At 58.4% G+C, this 17,192-nt stretch carries 19 protein-coding genes and 1 pseudogene; 13 read left to right on the plus strand and 7 right to left on the minus strand.

Annotated elements, in window-relative coordinates; genetic code table 11:
- Positions 1-141: 141 nt before the first annotated feature.
- Positions 142-1,140, minus strand: coding sequence for a DUF2806 domain-containing protein (locus I6F38_RS38025; RefSeq protein WP_225164017.1), 999 nt, complete (start codon positions 1,138-1,140; stop codon positions 142-144).
- Between the two features lie 16 nt (positions 1,141-1,156).
- Entirely contained in the window at positions 1,157-1,372 is a 216-nt protein-coding gene (locus tag I6F38_RS38030; protein ID WP_225164018.1) for a hypothetical protein, read from the minus strand.
- Positions 1,373-1,466: 94 nt separating this feature from the next.
- Here I6F38_RS38030 and I6F38_RS38035 point away from each other — a divergent pair, with 94 nt between their 5' ends.
- The gene (locus I6F38_RS38035) at positions 1,467-2,822 is read left to right on the plus strand and encodes a hypothetical protein (RefSeq protein WP_225164019.1); all 1,356 of its coding nucleotides are present in this window, start codon (positions 1,467-1,469) and stop codon (positions 2,820-2,822) included.
- Between the two features lie 134 nt (positions 2,823-2,956).
- Positions 2,957-3,397 carry a hypothetical protein gene (locus I6F38_RS38040; protein ID WP_225164020.1) on the plus strand — a complete coding sequence of 147 codons (441 nt, stop codon included), beginning with the start codon at positions 2,957-2,959 and terminating at the stop codon, positions 3,395-3,397.
- 479 nt (positions 3,398-3,876) lie between these two features.
- On the opposite strand, the pseudogene I6F38_RS38045 reads toward I6F38_RS38040, so the two are convergent.
- Positions 3,877-4,538 (minus strand): annotated as a pseudogene (locus I6F38_RS38045) (hypothetical protein).
- A gap of 416 nt (positions 4,539-4,954) precedes the next feature.
- On the opposite strand from I6F38_RS38045, the gene I6F38_RS38050 reads away from it, so the two are divergent.
- On the plus strand, positions 4,955-5,440 hold the full coding sequence (locus tag I6F38_RS38050; RefSeq protein ID WP_225164021.1) for a DUF992 domain-containing protein: 486 nt from the start codon (positions 4,955-4,957) through the stop codon (positions 5,438-5,440).
- A 156-nt stretch (positions 5,441-5,596) separates the two neighbouring features.
- Here I6F38_RS38050 and I6F38_RS38055 read toward each other — a convergent pair whose 3' ends face one another.
- Both I6F38_RS38055 and I6F38_RS38060 read right to left on the minus strand, forming a co-directional pair.
- Positions 5,597-5,773 (minus strand): helix-turn-helix domain-containing protein, encoded by a 177-nt coding sequence (locus I6F38_RS38055; protein WP_225164022.1) that lies wholly within the window; start codon positions 5,771-5,773, stop codon positions 5,597-5,599.
- A gap of 2 nt (positions 5,774-5,775) precedes the next feature.
- Complete coding sequence (locus tag I6F38_RS38060; RefSeq protein ID WP_225164023.1) at positions 5,776-5,997, minus strand: hypothetical protein; 222 nt, start codon at positions 5,995-5,997, stop codon at positions 5,776-5,778.
- 835 nt (positions 5,998-6,832) lie between these two features.
- Here I6F38_RS38060 and I6F38_RS38065 point away from each other — a divergent pair.
- The 9 genes from I6F38_RS38065 to I6F38_RS38105 all read left to right on the plus strand — a co-directional run bounded on the left by I6F38_RS38065 (position 6,833) and on the right by I6F38_RS38105 (position 13,934).
- Complete coding sequence (locus I6F38_RS38065) at positions 6,833-7,243, plus strand: AraC family transcriptional regulator (protein ID WP_225164024.1); 411 nt, start codon at positions 6,833-6,835, stop codon at positions 7,241-7,243.
- 406 nt (positions 7,244-7,649) lie between these two features.
- Positions 7,650-8,135 carry a helix-turn-helix domain-containing protein gene (locus I6F38_RS44115; protein WP_276573533.1) on the plus strand — a complete coding sequence of 162 codons (486 nt, stop codon included), beginning with the start codon at positions 7,650-7,652 and terminating at the stop codon, positions 8,133-8,135.
- 59 nt (positions 8,136-8,194) lie between these two features.
- Positions 8,195-8,497, plus strand: coding sequence for a hypothetical protein (locus I6F38_RS38075; RefSeq protein WP_225164025.1), 303 nt, complete (start codon positions 8,195-8,197; stop codon positions 8,495-8,497).
- A gap of 228 nt (positions 8,498-8,725) precedes the next feature.
- Complete coding sequence (locus I6F38_RS38080) at positions 8,726-9,667, plus strand: hypothetical protein (protein WP_225164026.1); 942 nt, start codon at positions 8,726-8,728, stop codon at positions 9,665-9,667.
- 295 nt (positions 9,668-9,962) lie between these two features.
- A complete protein-coding gene (locus I6F38_RS38085) occupies positions 9,963-10,682 on the plus strand; it encodes an outer membrane beta-barrel protein (RefSeq protein ID WP_225164027.1) in 720 nt (239 codons plus the stop codon).
- A gap of 199 nt (positions 10,683-10,881) precedes the next feature.
- Complete coding sequence (locus tag I6F38_RS38090; protein WP_076826357.1) at positions 10,882-11,235, plus strand: HdeA/HdeB family chaperone; 354 nt, start codon at positions 10,882-10,884, stop codon at positions 11,233-11,235.
- 211 nt (positions 11,236-11,446) lie between these two features.
- Entirely contained in the window at positions 11,447-12,313 is an 867-nt protein-coding gene (locus I6F38_RS44315) for a helix-turn-helix domain-containing protein (RefSeq protein WP_225164028.1), read from the plus strand.
- A gap of 129 nt (positions 12,314-12,442) precedes the next feature.
- A complete protein-coding gene (locus I6F38_RS38100; RefSeq protein WP_225164029.1) occupies positions 12,443-13,189 on the plus strand; it encodes an outer membrane beta-barrel protein in 747 nt (248 codons plus the stop codon).
- Between the two features lie 145 nt (positions 13,190-13,334).
- Positions 13,335-13,934 (plus strand): hypothetical protein, encoded by a 600-nt coding sequence (locus I6F38_RS38105; protein WP_225164035.1) that lies wholly within the window; start codon positions 13,335-13,337, stop codon positions 13,932-13,934.
- 196 nt (positions 13,935-14,130) lie between these two features.
- Here the strand turns inward: I6F38_RS38105 and I6F38_RS38110 are convergent, their stop codons facing one another.
- A complete protein-coding gene (locus tag I6F38_RS38110) occupies positions 14,131-14,568 on the minus strand; it encodes a DUF2721 domain-containing protein (RefSeq protein ID WP_225164030.1) in 438 nt (145 codons plus the stop codon).
- 198 nt (positions 14,569-14,766) lie between these two features.
- Positions 14,767-16,197, minus strand: coding sequence for a DUF1254 domain-containing protein (locus I6F38_RS38115; RefSeq protein ID WP_225164031.1), 1,431 nt, complete (start codon positions 16,195-16,197; stop codon positions 14,767-14,769).
- A 382-nt stretch (positions 16,198-16,579) separates the two neighbouring features.
- On the opposite strand from I6F38_RS38115, the gene I6F38_RS38120 reads away from it, so the two are divergent.
- Positions 16,580-17,192, plus strand: a 613-nt coding sequence (locus I6F38_RS38120) for a DUF1254 domain-containing protein (RefSeq protein WP_225164032.1), incomplete at its 3' end; no start/stop codon positions are given.

The following is a 17,192-nucleotide window of genomic DNA, read 5'->3' on the forward strand; positions in this document are numbered from 1 at the left end:
GCGATCCGCTGGCAGACTGGCAGGCTTCACGGCCTCAACGAAACCGATGACAATGCTCCGTTACCTGCGCTGAATTTAAGTTGCAGTCCCATTCGACTTCGACTGCATAGCTGGTCGGTAACGATTTGGCGCTTGTTGTTCTCAGTTGCCAGTTCCAGCTTGCCCATCCTGATCTTGAGTTGGCTTCGTCCAAAGAACCGAAGGCAAGCCACCGCCAATCGCGTTCTTTGGAAAGCAAACAATAGATTCCGCGTTGTGTTTTGGGAGACTGTTCGCAAATTCCTTGATCGGCTGTAGAGTGCCTTTAGCCTTCGTGATGGTGTAGATTTCTCGACCTACTCGGGTAAGCAGCACATTCTGGATCGTAATGCTGACAGGATCATGCATTAGCGCGATCAGAGTGTGGTCCTTGAACTCGAAGGACAATCTGCGGAGTTGGGGAGAAGGGGGGTCCTCTTTAATAGTCAGCGTTTTGGTAAGCTGGGCCGACGCGCCGCTGACCAATCCGAAATCTTCCAACTGCAACAACTCAGTGAATTCGTCGCCCTGCTTGGGCGGGTCGGCAATGTAATCTCCGTCGATTACCCGTGCAGACCACTTTTCAAATAGGGAAGCAATGTGCTCATCCAATTCGGAGACGAAGCGCAGTGTTTGTAGCGAGAAAGCTTTCGGTTTACGGAGCTGACCCGCAAGTATGCGTCCCCAGATATCCTGAAACTGCTCCGACGATGCATCCTCGGCATAGCGTTCAAAAACGTTGAACCAATCATCGTCAGGCTTCTCAGTCTTGCTGAGAGGTTCATCGCCCAATTCTTCCAGCGCCTTCTTTGCTACCGCCTCTTTATTCGTTTGATGTCTCAATTCCTTCGAAAGGAGAGAATGCGCGGCTCTTTGCACAATCTCGGGATCGTTCTTGGCGAGATTTGCTGCGGCATCAGCGACCGCCTTGCTAACAGCCGTCTTTGCCGCGGTCTTGTCCTTAACTCCCTGCGCAACCTGTGCCAGCCACGCTGCGGGAATGTCGACAGCACCGCCGATTAGGCGAGCGATGGCCTCACCGGCCGGACCTGCGACTAACTTTGGAAGATTGATTTCGTCGAGGAAGCTACCACTAGGGGACGGTACAACATCATTGGACATTGCGCATACGTCTCAACTAACCGCTGTAAGTGCTAAATCTGCCGTGTCTCACGCCACGAATGTACCCCCGCGAGACGCGCGCTTCCATCTCCCGCTCAAGAAATTCATTCGCAATCAACAGCGCCTTCACGGCCTCGCGTGCGTCACCACCGCAAGCCGCGATTGCCTGATCGGCAGCCGTTTCCAGCCACTCCACGTCTGATTGTGGATCGGGCGCGCTTGCCGTGGACATTGAAGCATATTCCGTGCTAGGTCGGGGTACGATGTTCTCATTATGTTCTCGGAGTGTCAAGGCTAGCTTCTGTTCCCGGTGAAGGACTCGACCCATGAGCGTAAACGACCACTGGTGGAAATCCTTTCGAGAAGAAAAATTCAAGCACGACTGCGTCGAGATTGAGCTTGTTAGAAACGGCGTCAAACCGCTCACCTACCGTGGCCCTGGAGAGGTTTGGCAAGATGACGACGGCGTTCTGTCGTTTAAGTGCTTCGCGCAAAGCGAAGCGCGCGACGCCGTCAGTTCGATCCTGAATCAAGCGGCTCTTGAGGTCGGAAAGCTGATCCCAGACGAAGCGTACTATTCGATCAAGGTGACTACATTCGACACGATGATATTGACTGCTGAGAACGTTTGGATAGGGCTCAATTGCAACCTCGCAACCGGGCACGCGATTGCGTCAGGTAAGTTGCGATCACTCCGACACGTTTCTCCCGATAAGCGTGCTCTTAAATCTCATTCGATGCGGTTACTGTTTTTGAAGCAGCAACGGCAAGATTGGCGTCCGTTTTACGATGCCGTTATCCGAGTAGACGAGATCGGATGCACACTAAAGTTCGAAATGCTGCGCGAATCAGACGTCCTCGTTGAGATCATCGGGGACGCTGCATTTGTACCGAACTTCGAAACCCGGGTCATCGAGGCGCTTCGCTATGTCCTCGGCAAGGTAGTCCATTTGTCGTTAATCGAGACCAGAACGAACGGAGAAACGGATACGACGCTCATGTCGCCTGTTCGCGAAGTCTCGACGCGTTTTCCGGCTCCGCTTAGCTCGCACAAGCATGCAGATGACGTGCATCGGATGTTTGTGCGATACCTTGTTTTTGTGAATTCAAATACCTCGTCGGAGTTCGTTCACCCTTGCTCCATGTGGCTTCGCAATGCTTGCGATGCGAGCGCTGGCTCGACCGAAGCTGAAGTAATCGTCCTCGGTGTCACCGTCGAAGGTCTCGCTAACCTCCTTCCATTTGAAAGAGCACCTTTGGACCAGGCTCTTGTCGACGTCAGAGATGCTCTCTTGAAATTGATAGGAGAATTGGCCCCTGTCGAACGTGTAAGAAAGCGAATCGAGGGGCTCTTGGGGCAACTCAATAATGTCCGTGCCACGGACAGGTTACAGCCGCTCGTTGACAGCGGGCACCTTGCTTCTTCGTGCTTAGATGCGTGGAAAGAACTCAGAAACAAAGCTGTGCATCCCAGCAGTTCGAAACTGGAGGGGCTCGATAACGAACAACTGCAAGCGCTGATTGATCTCATTCACCGCGTGTACGTTTGCATGTATCAGATCACATTTGCGCTTATTGGCTATCAGGGGGCATACTCAAACTATGCTGCCAAACGGTTCCCCGTCGAATCTTATCCGTTAACCGCCGCCTCGGAAGTGGCTGCGGAAGGATCATCGGCGTGAAATTTGGCTTTCTGCCTAAGTCATTGGATGCTGAGATTTCGGTCCGCGCCATCGCTGATTGGCGACCGGCAACGCCACTTTCTAGATTTGAAGCCTTGATATGAACGGTGGGGCGTTGAAGGGAGTATTAGCTAATGGCTCAGATTTGGGGGGCAATTGCCGCATTCGCGCTCGGGGGTATCGGCTGGGCGGTAACGTCGTTCATTGGCGGTCCGTTTCGTCAGTTCTATGATTTGCGAAGCGAAGTTATCCAGAAGAGCGTGCTCTACGCGGATGTCCGGGCCTCAGCGAAACAGGACCGTCCCGACTACAAATCACATGTCGAGCTAAATGAGGCGGAGCTGACTCGCCTTCACAAGGCGCAAGAGGAGTTCCGTACCTTGGCTGCCCGGATGAGGGCACTCGCGCTAAACGAACGGATCGCGGTGTGGCTTGTTAGAAGATGTGGTTACGACCCGCTGAAGGCCAGCTCGGCGCTTCTGGGCGTGTCGAACACACTTGACACCTACGGTCCGGATAGGGCCGCCGCAGCGAGCAGGCTTGAGCAGGTGCTGTGCTTTCGGACTGTCGAATAGGGACGGCCGGAGCCGATTGTTCAGGTTGCGCGGTAAGTCTTTGAAAACAAAGACTCGAACTGGGTGGGGGACCGTTCGTAACGCTCCCCCGCTACCAATCGTACGATTTCGCGCGCCAAACTACGAATTTCTGCGATTTCACACGCCCGGTAGTGGCCAAACGCGAGGCGCCGCTGCCGTCCTTATCCGAATCTCGCCCCTCAATACTTTTTCACCACGCCTCGTTTTGGGTTGCGACCGCAGGACCGGAATTCCTGGCTTGTCGTCCTGACGCGCTTTCCTCACGCAAACCCGTGCGCGCCGACGTCGCTCGGAACGCTTTGGTCTCATCGGCCCCAGCCAAGAGGGACGCGACGGCGATGCGGTTCCGCGAACCGCGCTGATGTGGAGGAACGCCAAAAGGGGGGGCTGTTGCGACGCAGAGTGATCGCTGGTCCTTGCACGGGCGGCGGATAGGCGCCGCCCGGCGCGAGATCTGTTCAGTAACAAGGAGGATAGGGATAGTAGCCGCAATAGGGCCGGGCATAGGCAGCTCCGACGGCGGCAGCTCCGACAGCAGCAGCGCCGGCATACATTGCGCCGCGGTATGCCGCGCGTCGCGCGACGCCCGCAAAGGAGAGCGGTGTAAAGGGGCGACCGATGATGTCGATGAAGATCGAGGCTGCGCCGTCCGCGCCGGTGAGATCACCCTCGAGCGTCTGAACGGTGAAGGTCAGCTTGTCTCCGTCCAGCTTCGGATTCTTCAGAACGACGACGGCGTATCCTTGACGGAGCCGTCTTTGCTGTTGAAAGCCGAAACAGTCGCGTTCGGAGGATCGCTGGCAAAGCTGTCCTTGCCTGCGCCCCAGTCCGCAATGATATCAGCCGTGAGCTGATGGCCCGCAGCGCGCACGGGTCGGTCGGCGAATATGATCGAGTTCGGCGTGATCCCTGTGAGGACAAGGCTGTCGCCCTGCAACGTTGCGCCCCGCGAATTGAGAACGATGAGCGACGGCACAATTTGGGCTTGTGCGGCAGAAGGCGTGCCGATCGTCTTCAGGTTTCCGTGCGTAGCACTCTGCGCCAGCGCGGTCCCGGTGTCGAGCAGTAACGCCGTCGCCAGCAATGCCAAGCAAATCTGCACGCCCTTCCTGTTGCGCATCTCGTTCTCCTTGCGATCGGCCGGAAGCTTCCGGCAGGTTGGTCGGTGCGGACCCTAGACAGCACAAAACCCGTCGCCTATGCAAAATCAGCAGCGGTCCAATTGTGACTTTTTCAGCATGGCCCGGCGCGCAATGAGCTGACGGCCCGACATGCGGCAGGTGTCGGGATGTCCTTGCAAATAACGTTCGCGCGGTTTCGCAAGTAACGCCGTCTTCAAAAAGTAACGGAGGGCTAGCGTCCAACATCGCAAACCGCTTCCGATTAACGCGACAAAAAGGCCTGACGGCGGGTTCGGATTGCCGATTTTGCATAGCCTCGTCGGCTCTGCACATGCTCATCTACGAAAACAGAACGCGGTCGGAACCAAGCGCCGACCGCGATCAATGAGTCTTTGCGAGATGATAGGGAAGCGAAATGCGTGCACGAATTCTGGTTGTTCTCTGCATCGTCTGCGCATGCTCCGTCTCTGTGTCCTCCGCAGGCGCCCAACAGGCATCGTGGACCCAGATCGGCATGCTGGCTTGCAAGCTCGACCCTAGCGTCGGGTTTGTCATATTCGGCCATCAATCGATGTCATGTCGCTTTACACAAAACCCGCCATTGCCGACACAACTCTATGAAGGTGCCCTCAACACCATCGGAATCGATATCGGCGTTTCGGCCGGAGGCGCACTCGCCTGGGCGGTGTTTGCCCCGACGGCAGGCCCTCCGCCCGGAGCTCTCGCCGGCGAATATGTCGGGGCGTCAGGCGACATCGGCCTCGGCTTAGGCGCCGGCGTCAATGTTCTTGTCGGTGGCTCGGGGCGGTCATTTGCGTTGCAGCCCGTCTCGGTGGAGGGCTCGGTAGCCGTCAATGTGACCCTCGGCCTCTCCGGGCTCCAACTGCGTCCGATCTATTGACGCGCCGCCGTCCGACCGCCGTTTGTGCAGTCCCGAATTGCTCGACGAATGCGTGGCGCGCTTTCCATAGCGGGCTTGCGCCGGGGGAAATTGCCTCCGTGCCAATCGGAGGGGGCTGCTGTCGAAACGGAAGCGATTGTCCGATGGCGGCCGCGCCTACCGCGGTGTCCATTTCTCGCGAAATTCGCATGGCGTGGCGCCGGTCATACGGCGAAACGCACGCGAAAAATGCGCCGGATCGGCATAACCAGAAGAGAACGCGATTTCGATGATCTTGGCGTCCGTCTCACGCAGAAGCTTGGCGACATTCTCAAAACGGATCAATTCGAGCAAGCTTAATATGTCAGGCCAGCGTTTGAGAATTTGCGTTGAAAACTCCTGACGCTTGCGCCGGCCATCTCGGCGATTTTCGCGACCGCCGGGATTCCCTCATCCAGGTAAGAAGGCAGCATCAGCTTAAGTGCACGGACAAGCTCGTCGCCGAACGGCTGAGGCTCGTCCTCGGAGAAATTCAGCGCCGTATCGCGTGTCAGGCTGGGTAGGTCGAGATGCGCCACGGGCACATCAATCCAGGAGGCTTACTGGCCCGGCAGAAAGCGCGTATTCGGCCAGAAGGCCTGAGCCTCCGAGCCTGGCGCATAATTTGCCTCGAAGGCCATCGTTGAGGGAGTCCACTCCGATCCGGCGAACTGTCGAACGATGTGGACGACAAAGACGTTCTGCAGCCATTGTGAGTGTTCAAGATGGAGCATGCCGGCGGTCCCGCCCAGCTTGCTGCAAATTCTTATGCGATTCATCGCAGCGCTCCAGCCACATTTACAGGTTTGTGTCTTCGAGCGATGCCCATTTGCACACTTGCTGTAGGGCGACGTACAGCGTCGGAGAGTAGCTGATGATGGTTCGCAGCTTATCGCTCCGGTGGCAGAACTGCAGCCGCCGCGAAGCGTGAAAGCCAATATCCGTGATGCCTGCGATCTCTGCGCGGCTTGTGCAAACCATATGGCAGGCAATATCGGAACATAATGATCGGCTTTTTCTTGCAGCGCTGTCGGGAGACCAAATTTCGACAGGAGCGTCGCGGTGGGAGCTCCCACCTCGTTATGAATGTCTGCAAACGGAATCACGAATTGGCAGCGGGTTAGGGGAATTCCGCTCATGTTGCTCGTCCCCTGCCTGCGGCGTTCATTTTTACGGTCGTACTTTGTCGTCGCGGCACTATGAGGAGCGATCTCGAAATTTGCTGGCCGGGTGCATTGGGTGTCGCGTCGCAGCGGTGCATGCGAGGCTGGGACGTGTGCAATTGATCTTGGTTCCAGAATTGCAATTTAGGCGGCTCATGGCCAGACGGGCCCACCAATTCGATCACATTATAAGAAGATCGTAAGCAGCGGTTTGAGTAAGGAGATCACGCTTGCAATCTTTCATGACGTGCATATGAAACCCGTCTCTTCGCCATCCCGACACTCTGTCCGCGCGGCGATTTCGGTGTTGCTGCGTCAGGATGCCGCATCTGTGCAGTGCACTGCGCGCCAACTGGGCGTGAGCGTGCGCTCATTGCAGCGACACCTCGCTGGTATGGGGACGAGTTACAGCGAATTGGTCACCGAAGTCCGCCTCGATACGGCCTGCCGCCTCCTTGCGGAGTCCGACGAGCGCATTTCGGACATCGCCTTACGTCTTGGCTACACCGGAGCGAGCAGTTTCAGCCGAAGCTTTGTGCGTTTGATGAAAATGCCGCCGATCGCATATCGGCAGCAGCAGGCCGCCAGAGGGAATGGCAAGGCCCGCGCCGGCAAAAGTTAGCGCATGGGCGGCTTGCACTGAGCGGTCACGGTAGGCGCAAATGCGCCGGGCCACGACGCAGGTAGCGGCCCGCGTCGCCCCGCGAACGAGCGTCGCGCTAGCATATTTACCAGTATTCGAGCTGTGTTTTTCGGCGGCAAGGCGACCCGGAAGACCGTGCATCAATGATTGGCGCGAAATGGCAAGACGCCTCGCGCTGAAAGACGCGAGATGCAGAGGTAAAGCCAGACGTTGAGGTCATTATTATGTACTGCGCCGCTCTTATTGCCATTGCTGCTGCCGATCTGATCTGCACGCCCGCGCGAAGCGGTCCGTCAGGGGGCCATGCAAACGGGTTGCGTTGCCACATTCGGGGTAGCTTCCTCACTTCATCGACTTTTTGGATGCAATCGAAAGGCGCCGACCAATGATTGGCGGTGCCAGCGATCGATATCGCGTTCTTGTCGCGCGGGCCGAGGCCATCGCTGCGCGGGATGCCGAAGAAATGACTCGCATCCCCGCGATATGCCACCAGCTCTCGGTGAGCCAGCGTACTCTACGAAAGGCGTTCAGGAGCGTTTACGGCCAGTCGCCGTGCCGTCGAATTCGTGTGCTCCGACTGAATCAGGCAAGGCAAGCACTTCTCGCGGTGGACGGCGAGACAGCAAAGGTGACGGAAATTGCGATCTGCTTCGGCTTTTTCGAGCTTGGACGGTTTTCGGTTGAGTATCGCAAGCTGTTCGGCGAGAGCCCTTCGCAGACGCTTCGAGCGGCGGGCCGGGACAGCGATATGTCGCACGGTGGCAGAGCTGGACTGCGCAACGCCAGGATCGATTACCAGAATCCTTTGTCGAGGGCTTTCAGCGCGGGCGTGATGGACGCGACTCAAGATCGTGATGTCGAAAGCGTATAGCTGGCGCGGGCTGGCCGAGACGAGGCGAGCCCACAGGGAAAACCAACCGGAAGGGCGCCGTGTCGATTGACCTGACGAAGGCCTGGTATGTTTCGTTCGAGGTGCCGAAAAGGATGCGCAAGGCATCCGCGCAACGACAGCCGAGACAGAGTGAGAGCTTTCCGACCGAACTCGACGCCCAGAGGTTTGCCCGCCAGAAGTTCGAGCAAGGATACATCGTGACTGCGGGCACCATCAACCCCTGCACACCGCGACGGGCGATACCTTCGGCGGTCATTCACCATTGGTTTGCAGAAACGTCCGCGCCGCCGTTGGGCGAGCCGCCCTTATTCGAGAACACCAAGGAGCCGGATCTGCCGTAGGAGACTGCCGCGATACGTTGCGCCTGTACATTGGGAGAATTTGCATAGACCGTTCCGACGAATTGCCGATATCGTTTCAACGATCTTTTCCCGGAATGTGCCGGGTTCACCGGATGACGCATAGTGGGCGATGACCGAGACAGTGCCTGTCGCTCCCTCGATCGATCAGCTTGGCCGCATCACTACTGTCAGACATCGCCGATAAGGACCCCGTTCGAGGAGAGTGTCTTGCAGGTTACGGGGAAGGTTGGAGCGCTGAACGCGCGCAATTGCGTTGGTTTCCCGGGATTGGTGCTGGCCGTCTTGATTTGCCTCTCGAGCGGAATTGCCCGTGCTGGAGATGAAGACGATGATTCCTCGAACGGGGCGTCGAGCGCGCCGAACGTCTACCTGGACATGAGAACCACCTACGCGAGGGTGCCCGCCGGTGCGCTGGCGGTCGGCTTCGGCAATTCGTCCTTGCTCGCGGCGTTGCAATCCGCTGCCATCTCGAACGCCGGCAGCGTGGCTGCAGTTGCGGGCGGTGCGACGCTGCCGGGCGCCCAGAGCGTCGTGGTCGATCTTCCCATGACGATCGACGTGAACGATAACGTCTCGCTCTATGCCGGCGTATCAGCCAGCTCGACCAGCACTCCGATGACCGGCTGGTCGTCCGTGGCGATTACGAGCTGGAATCTTGGATTTCAGGCCGATCTCTACAATCAGAACGGCGGCTCGATTCCGACCTTGAGTTGGCAATCGACCATTACCCAAGCGATTCCGAATGGACCGTTTGCTACCACGAGTTTTACAAACATTTTCGAGTTCGACTATGCGTTCGACCAGGACGAGACTCGTGGGTGGCTCGCGGGCGTGCAGGACACACGGGTTGTCATCGGCAGTCCGCTCGCGACCATCCATCCCGATATCATGGGCTATGTCGGCGGTTACTACCAATGGCCGAACAATTGGAAGTTTACGGGCCGCGCGGGCGTGCAGGTTTTCGGCGGCGCCGAGCTCTTGGGCCGCGCGTCGGTCTCCTCCTTTACCCAGCCGATCGTGCGACTGGATCTTGACCGGATGGACGACAACGACAACCGCCTGTTCGGCGTGACCGCACAGATCATGTGGGTACCAAAGCCTGCTTACCAGGTCACACTCAGGACGCCGCTCTATTTCGCACGCAATTAGGGCTTCCGGTCACCATGACGGTGTTTCGGCAAGGTTGAACCAGGCCAGGAGCGCCCGGTCGTCGCTCGACACCACCGATTGTCAGAATTTGCATATTCGTCAGCCTGCTCGCCCGACACCGACAGACCATTTGCAAAGGTGGCCTGGGCAACACCGACTGCGCGCCCGCGCTTCCGCTGCGGCAACTTGGCCACAGTCGGGAAAACAGAACGCGCGCGTCAGATTCTGCATAGTGGGTTGCGCGCATTCGATGCGATCACCGCTACACGATTTCTTCAATCAATCAGGTACGGCAATGAATAAGATTGGAAAGTTTGGGGTTGCGATCGCGGCCTCGCTAATGATGGGCGGTTATGCGGCCGCTGCGGATTTGCCGGCGGCGCCCGCCTACAAGGCGCAGGCTCCGGTTGCCGCTGTCTACAACTGGACGGGATTCTATATCGGCGGCAACGCCGGGTACGGCTGGGGCAATCAGGACCCGATGGTGCTGTTCGCCAACAGGTTCGATCGAGCCGGTTTTGACATCAGTGGCGGCATGATCGGCGGCACGTTTGGTGGGCAGATTCAGCAGGGATACGTCGTGCTCGGCTTGGAAGGTGACATCGACTGGGCCAACATCAGCGGGTCCTCCGTCGTAACGCCGAGCATTCTCGGCATCGGACAGGGCGTCACGCTGAACACCTCGTCGAACATCAGCGCGCTGGCGACGGTGAGGGCCCGGGTCGGTATCGCCATGAACAACGTCCTGATCTACGCCACCGGCGGCGGAGCCTTCGTCAAGTCGACCGCCAGCGCATCAACCATCGCCGGCGTGCCCTGCGGCACGGTTGGCGTCTTGCCGGATTGTTCAGGCTCGTCCTGGCGTCCGGGCATCTCCGCGGGTCTCGGCGTGGAATACGGCTTTACACCGAACTGGTCCGTGAAGGCCGAGTATCTCTACACGAAAGTCGTCGGCACCGGAGTCAGCACGGATGAATTGAATGTCGTGCGTGGCGGCATCAACTACCGGTTCTGAACAAGGGACATCGATCACATATTCGGTCCTGTTCGACGGACGATGCGCCGCCTCGAACGTCCGATAGGACTGTATTGATCCTGATCGTGCATCCGAGCCGATGCTTTTCAGCTCGGATGCCTGTCGCGCGCGAAGGCGCCCGGCCTCTGAAAATCGTCCGAGATCTTTCTACATCCGATTCATCACAATGGGATCCCCAATGCGTTCGAGACTGCTGCTTTCCGTAGCTCTGCTGGTTGCCACAATGGTGTCTGCCAGGGCCCAGACCCCGCTGTCGGCCTATGTCGACGCGAATGGATTCATCGATGTTCAGAAGCTGACCTGCGCGCAACTGGCCGGGACCTACCAGGAGGACGCCGATGCGCTGACGGCCTGGTACAGCGGCTGGTACAACGGCCTTGCCAAGAAGCACTTCCTCGACCTGCGCAAGGGCAAGCTCGTGGAGCACGAAGTCATCGTGTACTGCAAGGCACATCCCGAAAAGCTCATCATCGACGCTATTGCCGTCGTGTTCAAGGCGGAGCGGGAGATGATGGGAATCCAGATGAAGTAGATTGTCTGAGGGCGGATCGGTCGCACGTTGCCGACCGATCCGCTGTGCGCACTGTTACTAAGAGCGGCATAGCCTGTTCTATTTTTCTCTTGAATAGCCGCTCAGACGGGCGGGATATTTTGAATTGAATGATTTCGGGCAATACACCGACGCCGTTAGAGGCGCGAGGGTGACATTTCTGAAATCCGCTCCGTCCTCTCACGATTGGGGCGTGAAGTCTCTCGCATTGAATCGCACGATCCTTCAGTTTGGCACCGACGGCGGCCCCGGGATTGCGCATGGCGTCACCGACCCGAATTTTACGACGTTGATCGTCCAGTCGTCCAACTTCGACGATCGCGTCGTGCTCGATGGTGTGCCATGCCAGGCCTCTGACCTGGTCATTTTCCCTCCAAACTGTCACTTCACCTTTGTCCGTTCCGGTCATGTCGAATGGGTGGCGTGGTCGCTGCCCAATGAGGAGAGCATCGCGAGGAACATGCTCCCTGCGGCCACAACTCAGGCTTCGCCGAAGACCGCCAAGCATCTCGTCCGGTTGCCAGAGCCGATCAAATCGAAGCTGATCGAGGTGTCGAGGCAGGCACTGCGTTCCTTCTCCGATTCTGCCTTCGCTGACCGGCCTATGATGGCCCGGGAGGCAGAGGACGCCCTGATGGATCAGCTGGCTTGCATCCGGGATAATCGCCTGAGCCAAAGCTTCTTGCCCAACAAGTACACCCTCTCGTACGAGCGAATCGTTCTGGAGGCGCTTGAGTTCGTTGGGACCAGGTCGGAAAGCATCGTCCATATCAAGGATATCGTGAAAGCGACCAAGGTGGAATACCGCACCTTGCTGCGTGCTTTCGAGCGCTATCTCGGCTTCTCGCCAAAGCTCTATCTGAGGCTTCGGCAGCTAAACCTGGTTTATCACGAGATCAGTCGCGACAACGGTGCATCGGTCAGAGTCGTCGATATCCTGTCGGCACACGGCGTCACCGAGTTCGGCAGATTTGCCGGCCACTACCGGTCGCTGTTCGGCGAGTTGCCATCCGAGACATATCGCCGGTCTCGCGCATTGAGGCCTGGCAACGTGCCGTGACTTCGAAGTGGGGTTTTGGTGCAACACCGCTAAGAATTGGTCGGCGGTGACAGTTTCTGCATACCGACTGAGACAAGGTCGATGGCAAGTGGCTCATGTGTTTTCCACGTTCGATGAGGCTTGCAGGCGATGAAGAAAATCAGTTTACTTACCGCAGCGGCGGTGATGTCCGTTGCGTTCACGGGTATTGCAAAGGCCGCCGATCTTCCGCAGCGGCCGGCGTACAAGGCGGCGCCGATCGCAGCGCCCATGATGTACAACTGGTCCGGCTTCTATCTCGGTATCAACGGCGGATATGGCTGGAGCAACCAGTGCATCGATATCACCGCAATCAATGGAATTGGCGGCGTCTTCGCGGAAGGCTGCAATAGCAAGGGCGGCGGCATCATCGGTGGCCAGCTTGGCTATCGTTGGCAGGCCGGACAATTGGTGTACGGTCTGGAAGCGCAGGGCGACTGGGCCAACATCCGCAACACGCGCATCAGTGCGCAGGACCCGACACGTACTTACAAGTCGACCCTCGCCGGCCTGGGCCTCTTCACGGCTCAACTGGGCTACGCGGCCAACGAGGCCTTGTTCTACGTCAAGGGCGGCGGCGCGGTTGGCAGCCAGGACTTTGCCATCATCGACAATGTGACCGGCACGGGCCTCGCCTTCGCGAACCGGACCCGCTGGGGTGGCGTCGTAGGTGTCGGCTTCGAGTACGGCTTCTCTCCGAATTGGACGGCCGGCATCGAGTACGACTATCTGTGGCGGGTAAACGAGAGCAACACGTTCCTGACGCCGTCACTCGGGCGCATCACGTCGATCACCGCCAACACCAAGACGGACGCGAGTCTGCTGGCGCTCCGCCTCAACTATAAGTTCGGTTACTAGTGAAGAAAGGAGGTCGTCCAATTCGGCCGGCCTCCATTCTTGTTTCATCATGCCTGGGTCCAGGTAATCCACTATTCCGGAGTTGATCATGCTGTCGAATACGATGCGTGCGATTGCTTTTCTCGGTGCTTTGGCGGCCACAAACATGGTCTTGGCGCAAGACACGGCGTCCCATGCGCCGCTGAAGACGATCGGGGCCACCAAACCCCAGGTCGTTCCATCACTGATCGTCTTCAACTCCAGGGGCGCGAACGCGCAGCCCGGCAAGTTGGTCCTCACCGGTGTCGCGCCAAATGCGATCATATTTGCGGATCGGCCGGTTCGCTCGGCTGGTCACGATCTGACCAGCCATATCGTGGAAGACTGGGGAACCGGCAACGACAGTTTTGCAAAGAATCCGCCCAATGCCACAGTGTCCGTATTCCAGAAGGACGGCAACACCGTGCGCGATGTCGTTGTCACGCTGAAGAATCCCAAGCTCGAAGGTGATAACCTTGCCTTCGATGTCGATATTCTCGAAGGTGACATCAAGGGCGCCGACGGTCCTGCCTCTGTCTTCATCGACATCATCGGCCTTCCGTTCACGCCGCTTTCATTCGCGGGCGTTGCGCGACGCACGGCCTATCGAGGTGCGTATTATGCCGGAGCCGCCGCGGCGGCTGGCGCTGCGGCTGCCTACGCGTACCACCCGTATTACTATCGGCCGCCGGTTTGCGGGTACTATCCCTATCCCCCGTGCTACTAGCGGGACCGCGCGGAGTTTGGCCTGGCGTCCTTGCGCCGGGCCAGCCTCTGGCTGATGCACCTTGTGTAGCATTTGCGTCCAGCCGGCACTGGACGATGATTCTCTCGACTCGAGGAAGCGCCGGCCCGTCCAGAAACGAGCCGATTTCGAGTCTTGGCGCTACAATGCAAAAGAGCCCGGCTGAGCCGGCCGCTTGCTACGGATTGGGCTTGTGATGACTGAGGTCATGCAGTGAAAGGCGGGCCTCGCGCACCAGATCTACAAGCGAGAGCGTGAAGAAGCTGAGAGCGACAACAAAGAGCAGTGCAACGCCGTACTCATGCTGGAATCGAAAGAAGGTACACACGAACGCCAGGATCACCAGCAGCGAGGTGACGATTGCGCTGACCGTCGCGAGAACGATTGCCTTGTTCAGAAGCACAGCGCGACGCCTGAGGTGTGGGATATCAGGGTGCGTTCCGGAACGGTCGTCGTCGGTCGTTGCGTGCAATGCCTGTAGCCTGTCGACGACGCGATTCATGCGCCCTATCAAAAGCGACACGAAGGCCGCAACTGCGCCAAGGAGAAATGCGGGCGCCGCTACTTGCGAAATGACTTGCGACAGGTGCGCGGCGGTCGGTGTGTCGATCAGCATGGCTACTTTTCTCCGCGACCGGTACCTGCGCCGCCGCCTACATTGGAGTCAGGGCGAGCGCTCGCAACGAAAGCTTAGCGCATCGTTGGTCACGGGGAGCTTTTTACAACGATGTGAGATCGTTGCTCAAGATGATCGCTGCGTAGCGTGACGGGCAAGGGGACGCCGCGAAGCGTCCCCACAGCCCGCCGCTTCAACTTACGTCGCTTTTTTGGCCGCGGGGATCGACCACGTGCCATCGAGGATCGACGGGTCGTCCTCGTTCGGCCAATACATGCGCAACATCAGGATGAACTTGCCGGTCGGCGCAGGCAACCAGTTCGACTCCTTGTCGGCCCCCGGGGATTGATTCTGGATGTACAGGTCCGTTGAGCCGTCCGGATTGACCTTCAGGTTCTGTCGTGGGCTGATCGAGTACCGATTGATCGGGTTGGAGACGAAGAAGTAGTTGGCATCGTACATGGTAACGGACCAGAAGCCGCTCACCGGCGGCAATTGGCCCTTTGGAAAACGCATGACGTATTTGTTCGAGCCGTGATAGTCGCTACCATCTGCGTCCTTTAGCGAAAGCGGATAAACCGCGTCTCTGTTGCGGTTCGCGCCGAGCCCGATCGCGGTGACCAGCGCACGGTTGAGATAGTCGGTCCCGTAGACGCCGGTCTTGGTGTCGTAGATCCATCCGTTGACCTTCTTGATGGCGTCGTTGACCTTGAGCTGGAGCATGATGCGATCGAAAGCGGCGCGGGGAATACGCTTGACGAAATCCGCGTCCAGCTTGCTGGCATCGAAGTCCTGGCCCGGGACAAGACCTATCTTGGCGAACCGCGCGAGTTCGTGCGCGTCAGCAGCAGAGGGAGGATTCACTTTCATCAGCTGGGCGAGCAGGCTGAAGTATTCAGCCGCATCCATGCGGTTGACCTGTTCGCGCACGGCCATCTTCATGTCGATGGACGGATCGACCTTGCCCGGGGGCGGGGTGTAGTCCTTTCCGTAGGAGCTCAACGGCACCAGCTTGAACTGGTCCTGCAGGGTGTGGACGGCTGCGTAGTCTTCCGGAGTGCCCGTGCAGTAGATCCGGCCGAGCAACCAGACTATGTTGGTTGGGGCCTTCAATTCCTTGACGCCGGAGGGAAGCGTGCCGCTCCAGCCGGGACCCGTGATTGCATAGGTCTGCGCCCCGGTGCCGGTTGTGCGTTTTCCGGGCACGGCGAACACATTGGTCCAGCCGTCGAGCATCGGCAGCAGGAAATACCGGTCCTTCATGTCGGGAACGCTCAACACCCATGGCTCCTTGCCGACGTCGAAAAATGCAGTGGTGTAGAGCGTATCGGCGTTCGGTGCTGTCACATCGCGAAACGAGGCATCCGGATACTGACGCAGCTTGATGATTTGACCCATGGGGGCACGCGTGCCCTCCGGTTTGGCCACGTTGGTGAGGACCCGGCGGGTCATCTCGATTGTGACGAGTGGATAACCGAACACATAGGCGTCGGTGGCGAGCCAAAAATCTTCCGCCCCTTCAACGATATCAAATACTGGGCCTTCGTGCGCTCGGAGGATCGACGGGGTCAGTGCAGTGGAAGCGGCGGCAAGTCCGGTCTTCAGCGCAAAACGGCGGGTGATGTCCATCGTTGTTTCCTGGATTGGTTTCGTTCAAGGCGGCTTTTTGGCAGCGTTGCGGAGCTCCATCTCGTGCCGCGCAAGGCAGGCTAGCCCGTACTTCCTAGCATCGGCTATGCAGTTTCTGACCTTGATCGGGGGCCCATCCAACCAATCGCTTGGCGAGCCGGGGATCCGAGCGGGCGCATGCCGAAGTCGAAGACCCCGTGCTGGCAATAACTCAGCGCGATTTCAGACCATTGCTTCGCGCGGGGCTGGAGATTGCCGAATTTGCATAGCGGGCGGCCGCTTTTTCGTTAGGTTGGCGAGCGGACGAAATAACGCTTGGCGTGTCAGGCCCGTCCACCACGGAAACGGAGTAGGTTTGATGCAAAAGCGATCGAGCCCGTTCATGCTGACGAAGCGCGATTTGCTGAGATCTGCCGCGCTGGCAGGCGTCGCCGCTGCTGGCGCCCAATCAAGCCAGGCCTGGGCCCAGTGGTCGGAACGTCCGGGATTCTTCAAGGCCAAGGACATCGCAGAGGCCGGCTTCATCTATGGCCTGCCGATGGTGATGGCCTACGGCGTCATGAATGAGTACGCTGTCGACAAGTCGTCGGGCCAGTACAAGGCGCCGTTCAATACACTGTTCAACGAGGCGCGCGTCTTCACATACGAAGATACCGCCGTGATCACCCCCAACAGCGACACGCCGTATTCGTTCGCTTGGCTGGACCTGCGGGCCGAGCCGCTTGTCTTTTCGGTGCCGGCGATCGATCCCAAGCGCTACTACTCGCTGCAGCTGAACGACCTTAATACGTATAATTTTGGCTATGTCGGCTCGCGCGCGACGGGCAGCGATGCGGGAAGTTACCTGGTCGCCGGCCCGCGATGGACCGGCACGACGCCGGCCGGCATCAAGAGGGTGTTCCGGTCGACGAGCGATTTCTGCCTGGCACTCTTCCGGACCCAGCTGTTCGATCCGGCCGATATTGAGGCCGTCAAGAAAATTCAGGCCGGCTACA

The organism is Bradyrhizobium sp. BRP56 (assembly GCF_020194035.1).
GTDB classification, from domain to species: Bacteria; Pseudomonadota; Alphaproteobacteria; order Rhizobiales; family Xanthobacteraceae; genus Bradyrhizobium; species Bradyrhizobium australafricanum.

Excerpts from the sequence above, each read along its gene's own strand:
- I6F38_RS38035 (WP_225164019.1), top strand. The coding sequence starts at position 1,467 with ATGAGCGTAAACGACCACTGGTGGAAATCCTTTCGAGAAGAAAAATTC.
- I6F38_RS38090 (WP_076826357.1), top strand. The coding sequence starts at position 10,882 with ATGCGTTCGAGACTGCTGCTTTCCGTAGCTCTGCTGGTTGCCACAATG.
- I6F38_RS38115 (WP_225164031.1), bottom strand. The coding sequence starts at position 16,197 with ATGGACATCACCCGCCGTTTTGCGCTGAAGACCGGACTTGCCGCCGCT.
- I6F38_RS38100 (WP_225164029.1), top strand. The coding sequence starts at position 12,443 with ATGAAGAAAATCAGTTTACTTACCGCAGCGGCGGTGATGTCCGTTGCG.
- I6F38_RS38025 (WP_225164017.1), bottom strand. The coding sequence starts at position 1,140 with ATGTCCAATGATGTTGTACCGTCCCCTAGTGGTAGCTTCCTCGACGAA.
- I6F38_RS38050 (WP_225164021.1), top strand. The coding sequence starts at position 4,955 with ATGCGTGCACGAATTCTGGTTGTTCTCTGCATCGTCTGCGCATGCTCC.
- I6F38_RS38105 (WP_225164035.1), top strand. The coding sequence starts at position 13,335 with ATGGTCTTGGCGCAAGACACGGCGTCCCATGCGCCGCTGAAGACGATC.
- I6F38_RS38110 (WP_225164030.1), bottom strand. The coding sequence starts at position 14,568 with ATGCTGATCGACACACCGACCGCCGCGCACCTGTCGCAAGTCATTTCG.
- I6F38_RS38030 (WP_225164018.1), bottom strand. The coding sequence starts at position 1,372 with ATGTCCACGGCAAGCGCGCCCGATCCACAATCAGACGTGGAGTGGCTG.
- I6F38_RS38085 (WP_225164027.1), top strand. The coding sequence starts at position 9,963 with ATGAATAAGATTGGAAAGTTTGGGGTTGCGATCGCGGCCTCGCTAATG.
- I6F38_RS44115 (WP_276573533.1), top strand. The coding sequence starts at position 7,650 with ATGATTGGCGGTGCCAGCGATCGATATCGCGTTCTTGTCGCGCGGGCC.
- I6F38_RS38040 (WP_225164020.1), top strand. The coding sequence starts at position 2,957 with ATGGCTCAGATTTGGGGGGCAATTGCCGCATTCGCGCTCGGGGGTATC.